Source organism: Spirosoma aureum (assembly GCF_011604685.1).
GTDB lineage: Bacteria > Bacteroidota > Bacteroidia > Cytophagales > Spirosomataceae > Spirosoma > Spirosoma aureum.
Map to the genome: position 1 here is coordinate 5,716,093 of NZ_CP050063.1, position 15,077 is coordinate 5,731,169.

The 15,077-nt window shown below is 48.2% G+C and carries 12 protein-coding genes; 10 read left to right on the forward strand and 2 right to left on the reverse strand.

The features are described from left to right. The first annotated feature begins 75 nt into the window (after positions 1–75). The 6 genes from G8759_RS22700 (at position 76) to G8759_RS22725 (ending at position 8,125) form a co-directional block, all read left to right on the forward strand. Positions 76–1,758, forward strand: coding sequence for a sulfatase family protein (locus tag G8759_RS22700; protein ID WP_167212894.1), 1,683 nt, complete (start codon positions 76–78; stop codon positions 1,756–1,758). Between the two features lie 164 nt (positions 1,759–1,922). Continuing rightward, positions 1,923–2,759 (forward strand): hypothetical protein, encoded by an 837-nt coding sequence (locus G8759_RS22705; RefSeq protein ID WP_167212897.1) that lies wholly within the window; start codon positions 1,923–1,925, stop codon positions 2,757–2,759. 296 nt (positions 2,760–3,055) lie between these two features. Beyond that, positions 3,056–3,382: a PadR family transcriptional regulator gene (locus G8759_RS22710; RefSeq protein WP_167212900.1), complete on the forward strand. Its 327-nt coding sequence runs from the start codon at positions 3,056–3,058 to the stop codon at positions 3,380–3,382. Next, a complete protein-coding gene (locus G8759_RS22715; RefSeq protein ID WP_167212903.1) occupies positions 3,379–6,024 on the forward strand; it encodes an ABC transporter permease in 2,646 nt (881 codons plus the stop codon). Before G8759_RS22710 ends, G8759_RS22715 begins: the two co-directional genes overlap by 4 nt. Positions 6,025–6,185: 161 nt before the next feature. Next, positions 6,186–6,689 (forward strand): DinB family protein, encoded by a 504-nt coding sequence (locus G8759_RS22720; RefSeq protein ID WP_167212906.1) that lies wholly within the window; start codon positions 6,186–6,188, stop codon positions 6,687–6,689. A 323-nt stretch (positions 6,690–7,012) separates the two neighbouring features. Then, complete coding sequence (locus G8759_RS22725) at positions 7,013–8,125, forward strand: alpha/beta hydrolase (RefSeq protein ID WP_167212909.1); 1,113 nt, start codon at positions 7,013–7,015, stop codon at positions 8,123–8,125. A gap of 43 nt (positions 8,126–8,168) precedes the next feature. Here the strand turns inward: G8759_RS22725 and G8759_RS22730 are convergent, their stop codons facing one another. Continuing rightward, complete coding sequence (locus tag G8759_RS22730; protein WP_167212912.1) at positions 8,169–9,539, reverse strand: TldD/PmbA family protein; 1,371 nt, start codon at positions 9,537–9,539, stop codon at positions 8,169–8,171. 11 nt (positions 9,540–9,550) lie between these two features. After that, the gene (locus G8759_RS22735; protein WP_167212914.1) at positions 9,551–11,191 is read right to left on the reverse strand and encodes a TldD/PmbA family protein; all 1,641 of its coding nucleotides are present in this window, start codon (positions 11,189–11,191) and stop codon (positions 9,551–9,553) included. A gap of 447 nt (positions 11,192–11,638) precedes the next feature. Here G8759_RS22735 and G8759_RS22740 point away from each other — a divergent pair, with 447 nt between their 5' ends. From G8759_RS22740 to G8759_RS22755, 4 genes are all read left to right on the forward strand, one after another. Further along, positions 11,639–13,135, forward strand: coding sequence for a DUF952 domain-containing protein (locus G8759_RS22740; RefSeq protein WP_167212920.1), 1,497 nt, complete (start codon positions 11,639–11,641; stop codon positions 13,133–13,135). A gap of 272 nt (positions 13,136–13,407) precedes the next feature. Beyond that, positions 13,408–14,049, forward strand: coding sequence for an orotate phosphoribosyltransferase (pyrE, locus tag G8759_RS22745; protein ID WP_167212923.1), 642 nt, complete (start codon positions 13,408–13,410; stop codon positions 14,047–14,049). 117 nt (positions 14,050–14,166) lie between these two features. Next, the gene (locus G8759_RS22750; RefSeq protein WP_162390395.1) at positions 14,167–14,625 is read left to right on the forward strand and encodes an OsmC family protein; all 459 of its coding nucleotides are present in this window, start codon (positions 14,167–14,169) and stop codon (positions 14,623–14,625) included. A 5-nt stretch (positions 14,626–14,630) separates the two neighbouring features. Continuing rightward, on the forward strand, positions 14,631–15,065 hold the full coding sequence (locus tag G8759_RS22755) for a (4Fe-4S)-binding protein (RefSeq protein ID WP_167212926.1): 435 nt from the start codon (positions 14,631–14,633) through the stop codon (positions 15,063–15,065). Positions 15,066–15,077 lie beyond the last annotated feature (12 nt).

Below are 15,077 nucleotides of genomic sequence, written 5' to 3' on the forward strand. Positions count from 1 at the left end.
TACTTGAACGCTCTGATTGACTTGCGTTTAGGCTATTTTCGTTTGGATCTGCGCTTGCGCGAACTAGTTCGTTGTATGAAAAAGTTAGCTCTTCTTGTTCTGGTATTCAGTGGGATTGCCATGTCCTTCATGCATCGTCATCTGAATATTCCACAATCGGCTCAGGTTTCACCTGCTCAACCGAATATTCTCTGGATTACCTGCGAGGATATGTCCCCTCATCTGGCCTGCTACGGCGATAAAGTAGTGAAAACGCCAAATCTCGATCAGTTAGCGGCCGAGGGCATTCGCTACACCCATGCGTATACAACGGCCGGAGTCTGCGCACCCAGTCGCTCGGCAATCATCACGGGTATGTACCAGAACTCCATCGGTACACAGCACATGCGAACGCTCCAGCCGGACCCTTATCCTCATAAGTTTTCGCCCGTAAAGACCTATTCCGCAGTAATCCCTCAGGATGTTCGTTGCTTTCCGGAGTACCTACGTAAAGCGGGGTATTACACCACCAACAACGAGAAACAGGATTACCAGTTTTTACCGCCGGTAACGGTCTGGGATGAAAGCAGCCCAAAAGCGCACTGGCGAAACCGCTCCAGCCGTAGTGACGGAACGGGTAAACCATTTTTCTCGGTGTTCAACCTGATGATCACCCATGAATCGCAAATCTGGATGCGTGAAAAGGAATCTTTACTGGTTCGTCCTGAGGATATTATCGTGCCCGCGTATTATCCGGACACCAAAACTGTCCGCCATGACATAGCTCGTCATCTGTCCAATGTAATGCGGATGGATTCGATTACGGGTGCGATTATCAAGCAGCTCAAGGATGATGGCCTCTACGACAACACGATCATCTTTTTCTATTCCGATCACGGCGACGGGTTGCCGTTTGTGAAACGGGAAGTCTATGACCGGGGTCTGCGGGTGCCGCTGATTGTTCGAATTCCAGAGAAATTTCGGGTGAAAGGCAGTAAACCGAAAGGCTCGACCGACGACCAACTCATCAGCTTTGTCGATTTAGCTCCAACAGTGCTTTCCCTGGCTAATATTCCTCTCCCAGACTACTTGCAGGGTCAGGCATTCCTGGGCGAAAAAAAGGCGGCTACACCCCGAAAATACAGCTTTGCCGGTCGAGATCGGATGGACATGCCGTTGGATCGGGTGCGAGCGATCGGGGATGGGCGGTATAAATACTACCGGAATTTTATGCCCGAAAAGCCCTATTATCAGGATATCGAGTTTCGGTTGAGTATCCCTATGATGCGGGAAATTCTTCAGTTACGGGATGCCGGAAAGCTGAACGCGACCCAGATGATGTGGTTCCGAAAAACCAAATCTGCCGAGGAACTGTATGATACCCAGACGGATCAAAATGAGTTTACCAATCTGGCAGGTAACCCGGCCTATAAAGCCAGGCTGGCCGAATTGCGTGGTCAAATGGATTCCTGGTTAAAAAAGGTCGGTGATAAAGCCGCTGTACCCGAAGCCGAGATGCTGAAACAAATGTGGAACGGCGGATCAGAACCACCTCAAACCGCTGAACCGAGAGTAGTTAAATCAGGCAATACGGTCAGTATTCGTTGCGCCACACCCGGAGCCTCGATTGGCTATATTCTTAAACACGGCTCTGATCAGGCGAATAGCTGGCACGTATACAGCGGAGAGAAACTGATGCTTCAATCCGGCGATTCGCTCCGGGTGGTTGCTCAGCGAATAGGTTATCTGCCGAGTAAGGAGGTCAAACTGAAAGACTAAATAGCGACTGCCTGGGAGATGATTATAGGAATCCATAAACTACCCACTCTTTCCATAATTGATATTCGCTGATTCAATCAGGGCTTTACTCAATTCAGCACTGGTTTACTGGTCACCGGCTCTGGCTACAACTAGGTTTGTGGCAAAAACAACAGATCCAGATCATGAAACAGTTTCTGCTTACAGCCCTGTTTAGCGTACTGACACTTGGCTTATTTAATTGCAAAAAAACAGATGTCGATGCACCCGCTCAGACGGTTACCGGCTGCAAACTCACTCAATTAGACCGCGGTAACGGTAACAAACATATTTACGAGTATAATGCCGCCGGGTATATCTCCCAGATGACCATTCATTTTCAGGGTGCAACCGGCACCGGGAAAAAGGAAGTTTATGTCTATTCATTTACCTACAACAGCGACAATCAGATTACGGGGGCCAGCATCACCGTCGACGGCCAAAAACCAACGCAGATAACCGACTGGGGTGTAGGCGATGCAGTCAGTTTTAAGTGGAACAATGGCAAACTGACTCAGGTATTGGATCAGTTGGGTTCTAAAACAATTTTAACTACCACAGTTAGCTATGACGATCAGGGGCGGATTGTTCGGCTTAAAGCAGAGCCAGTTCCCGAATGGGGCGACCCATTTGAAAAAGAATTTGTTTACGATGCACAGGGCAACTTTAAATCGAACTATTATGAAGGTGGCGATTTGATTCAATATGAAGCAATTACAATTGACCCTGCCACGAAGAGTGCAGAATCGTTACAGGCAGCGCACGGCCTACCGTACGATATTTTCAATGTCAATCCCTGGCGGGCCAATACCAGTCAGCAAATAGATGGGTATGAGCTCGACAAGGCCGGTAAATTCGCGTTAGCCTACACTGTTAAAACGACAAATCTGGTCAAAAACAGTGCGAATGTAGCCACCTCACAGACCTTCGATGATAACGGGAAGCAACGGATAATGACCTTCACACTGGCCGATTGTCAATAACGACTTCATGCCCGACAGTAGCAGCACGCTCTACTGATCAGAACACACAAGCCCGGCAGAAGTCGGGCTTTGTTGTTTAACGACAGGTTAGGCCTGTACGTAATTTAGCACAATCCATCACCCATAGCACTACGTTCACAACGCCACCAGATCCCGTCCACAAGCGTACAGAAACTGTCCATTTTTGGACAAAACAGGAAATTTACAATGCACCAAATAGGCTAAATAGAGCTGGAAGGGGCTATTTCTACTTTGGCAGGACATTTGTTCTGTATATGTATAATAAATCTGGTGTTATGAAAGGAACTTACTTAGGCGAGTTCGAAGAAGTCGTCCTACTGGCTGTGGCTATCCGTTCAGGCGATGCCTATGGAGCCACGGTTGTCAATGAGATCGAGCAGCAAATGAACCGGGCTGTCAATTTGGGAGCGGTGCATTCTGCCTTAAACCGACTCTACGAAAAAGGGCTGGTCAGCTCCCAGATGGGCGGAGCCAGTCAGGAACGGGGTGGACGCCGAAAACGGCTCTACTCAGTGACCGCTGCTGGTCGGCGTGCCCTGGAGGAGGCTCGTCAGCTCCGCAATCAGATGTGGGAAGCGATTCCAACGACCGCCTGGGCATGACTAAACCAACTGAACCGCAACCACCACCGCGCTGGGCTACCCGGCTCCTGCATCTGTTTTGTGCTCCTCACCTGGTTGACGAAATGGCAGGTGATCTGGAAGAATTGTTTCAGCAACGAGTCAGCATCATTGGCCTGCGAAAAGCACGGCTTCGCTACATCCGGGACGTAGCGAGTTTACTCAAGCCCTTTGTGATTAAACGCAAACCAAAAGTCCAACGCTTCGGCGAGTACCCTCAACACTCATCCTTCCATCCTGACATGATCCGAAATTACCTCAAAATCGCCTTTCGTAATCTGGGCAAAAACAAGATCTATTCCTTTATCAACATTGGCGGGCTAACTGTAGGAATGACGGTAGTTATGCTGATTGGGTTGTGGATCTATGACGAGTTATCGTTCGATACCGATCAATCCAACTACAACCGTATTGCCAAAGTTATGCTGCAACAAACGGTTGAAGGCAATACCTCTACGAGCGAATGGGTTCCAATTCCATTGAGCACCGCATTGAAAAACGACTATGGTAGTGATTTCCGTCACATCGTTCTGACTCACCAGACCGGGGAGCAGATTCTGGCTAATGGTACGGCTAAACTCACGCAAAAAGGGTATTACGCAGAACCGGAATTTCTGGAAATATTACCCCTGAAATTAAGACAGGGAGCAAGATCCGGGCTTAATGACCCGGCTTCTATTCTGCTATCGGAGTCATTGGCCAGCGCCCTGTTTGGAGATACCGATCCGATTAATCAGCTCGTAAAGGTCAATAATAAAGTAGCCGTTAAAGTGTCTGGTGTTTACCCTGATTTTCCGAACAATTCGGAGTTTCGCGATGTAGCTTATGTGCTGCCTTGGGCGCAATTTGTGGCTGATCAGGAATGGGTAAAACGGGTTGAGGATAACTGGGGAGTAAATGCATTTCAGCTACTGGTTCAGCTCGCGCCCAACACTGATTTTGAGAAAGTTTCGTCCAAAATTGAATCCGTTAAGGCCACGCACGCTAAGGATGAAGCCAAATTTAATCCCAAAGCTTTTCTGCATCCGATGAGCCGATGGCATCTTTATTCGGAGTGGGAAAACGGTGTTCCGGTCCGGGGGCGTATTCAGTTTGTCTGGCTGTTTGGTATTATTGGCCTGTTTGTACTTTTACTGGCCTGCATCAATTTCATGAATCTTTCGACGGCCCGCTCCGAAAAGCGTGCCAAAGAGGTGGGTATACGAAAGGCCGTCGGTTCCGTTCGCAGTCAGTTAATCGGGCAGTTTTTCAGCGAGTCATTTCTGGTTGTTTTCTTCGCTTTTGCGCTGTCGCTGCTACTGGTACAGCTTGCTCTGCCCTGGTTTAACGACATTGCCGATAAGAATACCCGCATCCTGTGGAATAATCCGCTGTTTTGGGCGATTGGCGTCGGCTTTAGTTTGATCACAGGGCTGGTTGCGGGTAGTTATCCGGCATTATATCTATCCGGTTTTCAGCCCGTGAACGTGTTGAAAGGCACTTTCCGGGTCGGTCGATTTGCATCGATGCCGCGTAAGGTACTGGTTGTTACGCAGTTTACCGTATCACTAGCGCTTATCATCGGAACCATCGTTGTATTCAGGCAGATCCAGTACGCCAAAAACCGACCGCTCGGCTATGACCGAAATGGTTTGGTAAGTGTCCGGATGAATACGCCGGAACTGATGGAGCGATACGGGATTATTCATAATGACTTGCTGCAAAGCGGGGCGGTTGTCAGTGTCGCCGAGTCAAATAATCCAACTACGGGTGTTTTTTCGAGCGACAACCGACTGGACTGGAAAGGCAAGGACCCGAATCGCCCGGTCGATTTTAACGTCGTGACCTGCACCCACGATTTTGGCAAAACCGTAGGCTGGCAGATCAAGGAAGGACGTGACTTTTCACGGAATTTCTCAACCGATTCCACCGCTTTGATCCTGAACGAAAGTGCGATCAAGTATATGGGCCTGAAACAACCGATTGGCGAGCAGATAAAATGGGTGAATGAAACCTATACGGTTATTGGTGTCATAAAAGATCTGGTGACGGATTCACCCTTCGAGCCGGTAAAACAAACGGCTTTCAGACTGAATTACGAATGGACTAATTTCATTACGATCCGGCTGAACCCGAAGATGAGCGCCCGTGAAGCTCTGAATGAGATCGAGCCGATTTTTCGAAAATACAACCCAGCCAGTCCTTTCGACTATAAATTCGCCAGCGACGAACAAGATCAGAAATTCCGTGCTGAAGAGCGCATTGGGAAACTCGCCACTTTGTTCGCTATACTCGCCATTTTCATTAGTTGTCTTGGTTTGTTTGGACTAGCCTCTTTTGTAGCCGAACAGCGTACGAAAGAAATTGGGCTTCGTAAAGTGCTGGGAGCATCTGTCTTTAATCTGTGGCAGCTCCTGTCGACAGATTTTGTCGTTCTGGTTCTGATTTCGTTCCTGCTTGCTTCTCCCGTAGCCTATTACTTCATGAGTAGCTGGCTCATGCAATACACATACCACTCTGACATATCGTGGTGGATTTTTGCGGTATCGGGTCTGGCGGCCATTGGAATTACATTAGCAACCGTATCGTTTCAAAGCATCAGGGCAGCACTGATGAATCCGGTCAGGAGTCTGCGAAGTGAGTAAGTTATTCGTCATCGAACTATAGGAAAGCACCGTATGAGCAACGGTGCTTTCCTGTAAATTGGCATCTGGGTATCGTACTAAAAAATTGATTAATCTCCCCGATAAATCTAAACACTTCATCTGCTAATTGGTAATTCTATGAACTAGAACGAATCACGCTCATGACTCAACCCCATAAATCTGCTACCGATACAAACACGATCTTACGCAATCAATTAATCACGTTGCTACAGAAAAGTGATGCGCACCAACCGCTTGACGCTGCCATCAAGAATTTACCCGCTAATTTACGTGGGGTAAAGCCGGAGAATCTACCGTATAGCATCTGGCAACTAATTGACCATATTCGGGTGGTACAGTGGGATATTCTTGAATTTTCCCGTAATGCCGATTACCAGTCGCCCCCGTGGCCCGAAGGCTACTGGACCAAACAGGTGGAGCCCTCCGATAACTCGGCCTGGCAACAAGCGCTGGACCAGATTCAGCAGGATCGGGATGCTTTTATAGCTCTGCTGGCGGACCCGCAGAGGGATTTGTTTCAGCCTTTTGCTCATGGTGACGGGCAAAATCTTCTTCGTGAAGCTTTACTGATCGCCGACCATACGGCCTATCATGTGGGCGAAATTATTATTATCCGTCGGCTATTGAATGCCTGGCCAGGCTAATGAAACGCACGTTAACCATAGCCATCTTTATAAAAAGCCCCATTCAGCCAGTAGCCAAACGGGGACCTGCATTCTACTTGAAAGTCCTGATTGAACAAAAACAGGATACTGTATAGACTTAAAACAGACCATAAATCCCTAGTCTGTCTGTCCGAAATCAATTACTCGGTAGTTATATTTAGTAAGCGTAGCGCATTTTAGCGTGCAGATTCCCCGGCTTTTAGCCCCCGACTTTCGATTAGTGAGCAAATGGAATCATTGTCTGACCCAGATAACGGCCTACATGAAGCAGTAAAGCAACTCGTTTTCCTGCTTCTAATGCCATGAATCGATGTACTCCTCCCTTCGCCTGTTTATATCGGGCTTTTGCGTTACTAGCTCTTTGTTCTCTGGCAGGACCACTCTCGGTATCAGGTCAGACTAACTCCACGAAGGTGGGTAAGGTCGAGCGCATTAAAGTGCATGGCAAAGGGCTGGAAGGAAATCTGGCTGGCGATTCACCGGAACGGGACGTCTCAATTTACTTACCGCCCAGCTACCAGACCGACAGGAATCGTCATTACCCGGTGATTTATTTTCTGCACGGGTTCACCGACAGCGACGACAAATGGTATGGCTTTACCAAGCATTGGATCAACCTGCCATCTACTATCGATAAAGCCGTATCTGAGGGAAAATCAGCTGAGTTTATCGTTGTAACGCCAAACGCTTATAACCGCTATTTCGGGAGTATGTATTCGAACTCGGTTACGATCGGCAATTGGGAGGATTACGTGGCCAAAGAGCTTGTAGCCTACGTCGACAATCATTACCGAACCATTCCACGAGCGACCAGCCGCGGTTTAGCCGGGCATTCGATGGGCGGTTATGGTACCATCCGAATCGGTGAGAAACATCCTGAGATTTTTTCGAGTCTGTATCTGCTTAGTCCGTGTTGTATGCTACCCAACCTGACGGCTACACCAAATCCTCAGCAAGCGGCCAAAATGGAAGGTATTAAAACGCAACAAGATCTGGAAAAGGCTGATTTTGGAACAAAAGCCGCTTTTGCATCAGCTGCGGCCTGGTCGCCAAGTACCAGCCAGGGAGAATTTCATCTGGAGCTGCCCCTGAAAGATGGACAGCCCCAGCCTCTGGTTATGGCAAAATGGGCTGCCAATGCACCCCTGGTAACGATCGATCAGTATATCTCCAACATCAGGCAGTTAAAAGCAATCGCTTTCGATGCAGGTAATAAAGATGCCAGTATAGCCGCCAATAACAAACTGTTAGACGGCGTATTAACCAGCTATGGCATTGCCCATACGTATGAAGAATATGAAGGAGACCATATCAACCACATTGCCGATCGAATTGAGCAAAAGATGCTCCCTTTTTTCACCAATAATTTAGCTTCCGACAAGGCTGCCGGTACTCGCTCTGCGAAAAAGAAGTGATCGACTCAACATTGAATCTCATTCAGCATCGTTCCGAACAAATCTAGATGGCATCCGACAGGCTGGTAAACGTAAAATCCCTGGCTTTTACGGGTGGTATCAGGTTGCCATTCATCCGAACCGGCGTACCCAGAGCTTCTATGTTGTTCAGTACAATAACTGCGCTTTCGTTAAAACGGAAATTTTTGACCGGAAACTTGATCTGCCCATTTTCAATATAGAACGTTCCGTCACGGGTTAATCCTGTTTGTAATAACGTTTTCGGATCAACCATCCGAACATACCAAAGGCGGGTTACCAGAATACCCCTTTCGGTACTTTTGATCATATCGGCCAGCGACTGATTGCCACCCTGCATGATAAATCCCGCAGCGGGCGGAGTGGCTTTCACGCCTTTTTTATCGGCCCAAAAGCGGGAATAACTCATGTTTTTAACAACCCCTTTCTCAAACCAGGTTATTTTTTCCTGCGGCCGACCATCACCAACACCCCCTCCTCCGAGAAAATTGATCGCTGCGAACCCTCTCCGCCCATCGCCAGAAAACGGTTCACTTGGCGCTTCGGGATTCGTCGGATCGGAATAGATCGTAACTCGCTCGTCAATAAGCTTTTCTCCGAGTCGGGTTCCCCCTCCTTTTTTACTCAGAAAACTTCTTCCTTCATCGGCCAGGCGAGTGTCCATACCCGACATCATGCTCTGCAATAAAGTACTCATGGCCGTTGGCTCCAGAATGACCGTATATTTACCGGGCTCTATGGCTCGGGCACTGGTAGAAGCCATGGCTTTTTGCATCGCAATCTGGGTGGTCTGCGCGGCATTCAGTTTCGCTATATCATTAAAGTCGCGGGTCACATAGCCCGAACCTCTGGCATCGGCCGTTCGAACGGTAACCGAGAAATCGACCGAGGTTGCTTTATTATAACCAAACAGGCCCCTGCTGTTGGCAATCGCCGAAAAACCAGTTGAATCCTGTAAAAAGCCAGCAGCACTTAAGTTCTTTTCGATACACGCTTCCACACTATCGAACGCAACCTGAGCCCGATATTCCGAATCCATTCTGGCTGTATTTTCAGAATACATTGGCGTCTCCAGATACTTCTGTGGCCCGATCATGGGCATGTATTCCGGATTTTCAGGAGCCAGCCGGGCAATTTCTTCGGCTCGCCGAACGGTTCGTTCAATTGCCTGATCACTAAACTCATTAACCGTAGCCGAACCTAATCGTTTTCCGATACCAGCACTGATCAATAGGGACATATTATCAGCTTCGCCCCCGGAGGAAACGCTGTTGAGCGCATACCGGATGTTACTGGTCCGGCCTCCGTTCAGACTGGCACTCATTTCATCGGCTTTGGAAAAGGATAAAACCTTATCGAGGATTTTCTTTGCTTCTTCTTGGGATATAATAGCCATGGCGTTGAGGTTTAGATTTTCCGGGAGGTATTGAGCACGTTTACTCCGTTGAAGCGGGCCGTCGAACTGCCGTGCGAAACCGAATTGATTTGTGCAGGCTGCCCTTTGCCATCGAAGAATGTTCCACCCAGACGAAAGTCCCGCTCATCACAGACTTTTACGCATGAGTTCCAGAATTCCTGCGTATTGGATTGATACGCAACATCACGAAGCATACCGGCAATTTGCCCATCCTTGATTTCATAGAACAACTGGCCTCCAAATTGAAAATTATACCGTTGCTGATCAATTGAATACGACCCATCACCAATGATGTAGATTCCTTTCTTGACATCCTTGATCATCTCATCGACGGTGAGCCGCTCTTTTCCAGGCGCTAACGAAATATTCGCCATTCGCTGGAACTGAACGGTACTCCAGCTATCGGCATAGCAACAGCCCTGCGACTCCGTTTCGCCTAACATATGCACCTGATCACGGATGGCCTGATAATTGACCAGAATACCATCTTTAATAATATCCCACTGCTTGGTTTTCACGCCTTCGTCATCCCAACCTACATCGCCCAGCGAGCCGGGTTGTGTTTTGTCGGCAAAGAAGTTGACCTCTTTGCTACCATAGTTAAAATTCTTCGATTGCCACTTGTCGATCGTTGCAAACGACGTACCGGCCAGGTTGGCTTCATAACCCAATACACGATCCAGTTCTGTAGCGTGCCCAACCGACTCATGAATAGTTAGATAGGTATGCGATGGATCCAGTACCAGATCGTATTTACCAGCTTCTACGGTCTTGGCCTTCAATTTCAGACGGGCCTGTTTGGCGGCTGCCGTCGCGTCTTCGAGCATGTCGTAGCCTTTGTTGTAACGCGTAGTGACCCCGGTAAGGCGGTCGGCAGGAGCGGATTGAAGGTAGTCGTAGCTTCGGCCCATTGGCGCACTCAGCGAATCCCGGGTCGCCATCAGACCACTCGCTTTATCAACGGCGGTAACCGTGAAATTTGGCCAGATCCGGTGAACATCCTGATCAATATACGAGCCGTCGGTCGACGCGAAATATTTCTGTTCATTGATCATAAACAGCACCGAATTAACAAAATCAGCACCGTTGGCCAGTGCTGCGCCATTGACCGATAGCAGTAGATCCGTTTTTTCTTTGACCGGGATCTCAAATGAGTTTTTCTGAACGGGTGTCTTCCAGGATACTTCGCCAAAGCCTTTCTGAGGGGCCAGCTGTACTGGTTTTTTAAGTAGCTTGGCATGGGCTTTAGCAAAAGCGACAGCTTTCTCGGCCGTTCTGGCTACTGCTTCTTCGCTTTGGGTATCGCCAATAGCCGCAAACCCCCAGCAACCGTTCGCAATAACGCGTACACCTACTCCAAAGGACTCCGTGTTGATGATATTCTGCACTTTGTCTTCCCGCGTCATGACGTACTGGTTCAGGTAACGCCCAATCCGAACATCAGCATAGGTGGCTCCTTTGGCCGTAGCGGCATTCAAAGCAGCATCGGCCAGCCGTTTTTTAATGGAAACATCCAGGCCCGGTTCCATTAGTTCTTCAGCGGTAACAGTTCGGGAATAGGCGGGCAGGGTGGGCAGTAAAATCCCGGCAGCCCCTACGGCCATGAGTTGATTAAAGTCGCGACGATTCACTGTTTGTTTCTCCTATAAGTTAAGCAAAAGAGTGTTTAGCTTCCGATTTGAAGCAGGTAAGGCCAATTCCAATAAATTCCATTTGAATCCTAATTTATAGAATATAATATTGACTATTACCTGAAAACATATTTTTAATTTTTATTATTATTATAATTAAACTATTTATCTATTTAATAATAAGCTATAAAGTATGGGACTGGTAAAGGGACTCACCAAGTAAACCAGTGGCCAGCTTTCAGGTACTGTTCCAGAATAGTGGCTAAGCTGGTTTTCAGGATAGTGGCGCATTTTAGTCACTAAAGATAAGGTGGATAAAGGCGTCTCGAAAAGCCTTCGAAATTTCTCCCCAAAACGCCAATTTGCCGGCCTGCTATAGATTTTACGAATAAACAAACCTACATTAGACGTAAAACCAGCAACGAATTATTGTCTGTGGTGGAGCGGATGCGTAAGAAAAATAGAGTTACCTGGCTCTTCCTGTTAGGTCTGGCAACAGCATTGTCGGTTAGTAATGCCCTGGCCTCAGAAACACTTTTTTATATTGTAAAGCAGGCCGATTGGCTTGCTTACACGAATAAAACCCGTTTCGCTCCCCCGTCCCTTTCAAGAGACGGCTTTATTTCACTCCTGACGCCTGAACAGGTAATTCTTACCGCCCAGGCCTTATTTCAGGGGCAGAAGGACTTGCTCTTACTTAAAATTAATTTATCCTCGGCAGATCCGCAGTTGAAGTGGGACGAACTGGCTGGACACGAAGCGTCTTTGCCCCGTTATTATGGAGAACTTCCCCGTAGATTCGTTAAGAAAGTTGAGCGTTTTCAAGCCCGAAAAGACGGCCATTTCAGTTTACCCAATGAGCCATTAACGAAGCGCTTATTGCCGCAACTACTTCCCAGTGGTCTTATCAGCAAATTCCTCACCTATCAGAACTGGCAGAACACCGATCGATTCCATCAGCTACAGGTTGATAACTTTCTCCGACCCAAAGTTCAGTTACAATGGTGGTATTTTGACTTTTTTCTTCAGGACGGCAGTTCGATGGTATTGACTTTTATACCGCAACATTGGTGGCAACCAGCAGCCACGAAAGATAAGAAAGCCGTTTTTACCATATCGCTCAAAACCCGACATGGTGTTGTTAAACGATTCACAAGCATCATGCCCCAGTCGGAGCTAAAAACGGCTGCCGATCGTATCGAAATTCCTGGCCGCTTACTCATTCAACACGCTGGTTCCAGTACTGATAACCACTACCTGATTAACGTAAATTTCCCCGAAGTAACGGGTGTTTTTGACATCAGGCCAACCCAGCCCCCATTTGCCGCTTATCCAACGGGTGTGATGCCGGGTGTCCTGCAAACCGTTCTTAGCGGTGTACACCTTGGAGCACCAAGCTTTAGTTATGTTTCTCAAATTCCGAGCAGCAGGGTGTCAGGATCGATTTCGTGGGATGACTATCAGGCCAAAATCGAAGGTCAGGCCTATCATGAACAAGGCCGCCTGAACGATACTCCGGAGCGTCAGGCAGCCAGCTGGACCTGGTATCATTTCGCCGGCAATGGGTGGAATATTTTCGGCACCCCAGGCAGTTACATTTACCTTCAACGGGGCGACGAGATTATACGGTCTGGTTTTCACCCTGTCAGTCAGCAATATACGTTACAGAACCGAACGTTCAGTAGCCCCGATCACGCTAAACTGCTGACTGGTGGAGAAATTAATTTTCGTCATGAAAAACTGGCGTTTCAGCTCAAGCTTTCGGGATCTTCGTCTAAAACATTAATTTGTTTCCCCTCTTCTGACCCCAATCAGGTCTGGGGAACGGTTGAAGGGCCAGCTACGCTTTTAATTTCCGACGGCTCAACTACGAAACTTCTCGACGGCCGAATGTTTCTGGAAACCTGTTCATGGGAAGTCTACGATCAGGCAAAAAAACACTAAATAGGATGCGTAAACTTCCATGAAACGGGCTTCTTGCTGATGGTCTCAACTTATTGTCCGTTCAGGGTTTCATTCGTTTTCCTGAGGCAGTTTGCTGATGATGGCGAACCTTACGGGATAAGAGTATACGGTTATAAAGTTCAGTTACCGCATGCTCTGGATAAGGTCTATTTCAGGAAAATCCAGGAAAATTTTCGACTGGCTCAGGAAAACTAAGGAAGAGGTATGCGTTCATTTTCCTACTTTTGAACCTGCTACTTTTTTTGTTACTCGTGAACTCATTATCAATCCAACAAACCGTCGCCCGCCACTTACTCACAGTGGAGGCTGTTCGTTTACAACCTGGCTCGCCTTTTACCTGGAGTTCGGGCTGGAAATCACCCATTTATTGCGACAACCGCGTTACACTGGCTTATCCGGAAGTCCGTACATTCATTAAAAATGCGCTGGCCGATCGCATCCGTCAGGAGTTTCCAACTGTAGACGTGATTGCAGGCGTTGCTACGGCGGGCATTCCACAAGGCGTTCTCGTTGCCGATGTTTTAAACCTTCCCTATTGTTACGTCCGGCCCGAGCCTAAAGCACATGGTATGGGCAAACAGATTGAAGGGCGACTAGAAGCCGGACAGCGTGTTGTGGTGATCGAAGATCTGATTTCAACGGGCGGCAGTTCGCTTAAAGTGGTCGATGCACTTCGTGCAGCCGGGGCTGATGTACTGGGTATGGCGGCCATTTTTACCTATGGTTTCCCGTTGGCCGCCCAGAATTTTGCCAATAAAAATGTCCCGTTAGTTTGCCTGAGTGATTATTCTAGTTTGTTGACTGAAGCACAGGCGCTCGACTACATTCCGGTTGATGCGCTGGATTCTCTCTCGACCTGGCGTGAAAACCCGGCCGAATGGGGAAAAGAATAAGAGAAAGGATTCGGTTCGTTGTTCGCAGGATTGGTTAACGCCCGGAAAGTGCCACGCCACGCCCAATAATGACAAACCGAATCCCATGAACTAACAACCGTAAACCATAACCGTAGCATGGCCACCATCACTGCCCGAATCGAACGGTCGCCCTATGAGACTCACCTCTCGACCAGTTCGCAAGTTATTGTTGTCGACGAACCCCACGAAGCGGGTGGTCAGGATCGGGGTATGAGGCCGGGAGAATTACTGGCAGGATCGCTGGCTTCCTGTACGGTCATAACTCTACGCATGTATGCTGACCGTAAAGGCTGGCCCGTCGATTCGATTGTCGCTCACGTCAGTTACACGTATGATCCAGTAGGAAAGCGATCTTTATTTTCGATGAAGCTGAATTTAAACGGTGACCTGAGTCAGGAACAGCGCGTCCGACTGCTCGAATTAGCGGATCGATGCCCTATCCATCGGGCGCTGGGAGATCCTATTGACTTTGAGACAACGCTCGTCGACGATTTAAGCCCAAATCATCCACCATCTACCAGCGTTGAGTTATTGACTGAAGAGCCTAATTCATAACGACTATGAGCGAAAGCCCGGAAATTACAAAAACCTATAGCAACGGCGAGATTACCGTAGTCTGGAAACCTGCGGTTTGCATTCATTCAAAACTCTGCTGGACACAACTGGCGGAGGTATTCAATCCTCGTGCACGTCCCTGGGTCAACATCGAAGGAGCCGGTACCCAACGCATTATCGAGCAGGTTGACCGCTGTCCATCAAAAGCATTGAGTTATTTCCGCAATGACAATCCGATCGAGCCTGAAGCGATACAGGCAGAAAGTCTGGTAGAACCATTGCCCAATGGTCCGTTATTGGTTTACGGTAATCTTCGGGTGAAAGACGCCAACGGTTACGAAACGCAAAAGAACAAAGTCACAGCTTTTTGCCGTTGTGGTGCCAGTAGTAACAAACCGTATTGCGATGGAACGCATCTAAAAATTGGGTTTGTAGGGTAAACCGGCTGTCTG

Bases quoted from the DNA above. Each gene is read 5' to 3' on its own strand.
- G8759_RS22740 (WP_167212920.1), top strand. From the start codon at position 11,639: ATGCGTAAGAAAAATAGAGTTACCTGGCTCTTCCTGTTAGGTCTGGCA.
- G8759_RS22700 (WP_167212894.1), top strand. From the start codon at position 76: ATGAAAAAGTTAGCTCTTCTTGTTCTGGTATTCAGTGGGATTGCCATG.
- G8759_RS22750 (WP_162390395.1), top strand. From the start codon at position 14,167: ATGGCCACCATCACTGCCCGAATCGAACGGTCGCCCTATGAGACTCAC.
- G8759_RS22720 (WP_167212906.1), top strand. From the start codon at position 6,186: ATGACTCAACCCCATAAATCTGCTACCGATACAAACACGATCTTACGC.
- G8759_RS22710 (WP_167212900.1), top strand. From the start codon at position 3,056: ATGAAAGGAACTTACTTAGGCGAGTTCGAAGAAGTCGTCCTACTGGCT.
- G8759_RS22705 (WP_167212897.1), top strand. From the start codon at position 1,923: ATGAAACAGTTTCTGCTTACAGCCCTGTTTAGCGTACTGACACTTGGC.
- G8759_RS22755 (WP_167212926.1), top strand. From the start codon at position 14,631: ATGAGCGAAAGCCCGGAAATTACAAAAACCTATAGCAACGGCGAGATT.
- G8759_RS22725 (WP_167212909.1), top strand. From the start codon at position 7,013: ATGAATCGATGTACTCCTCCCTTCGCCTGTTTATATCGGGCTTTTGCG.
- G8759_RS22715 (WP_167212903.1), top strand. From the start codon at position 3,379: ATGACTAAACCAACTGAACCGCAACCACCACCGCGCTGGGCTACCCGG.
- G8759_RS22730 (WP_167212912.1), bottom strand. From the start codon at position 9,539: ATGGCTATTATATCCCAAGAAGAAGCAAAGAAAATCCTCGATAAGGTT.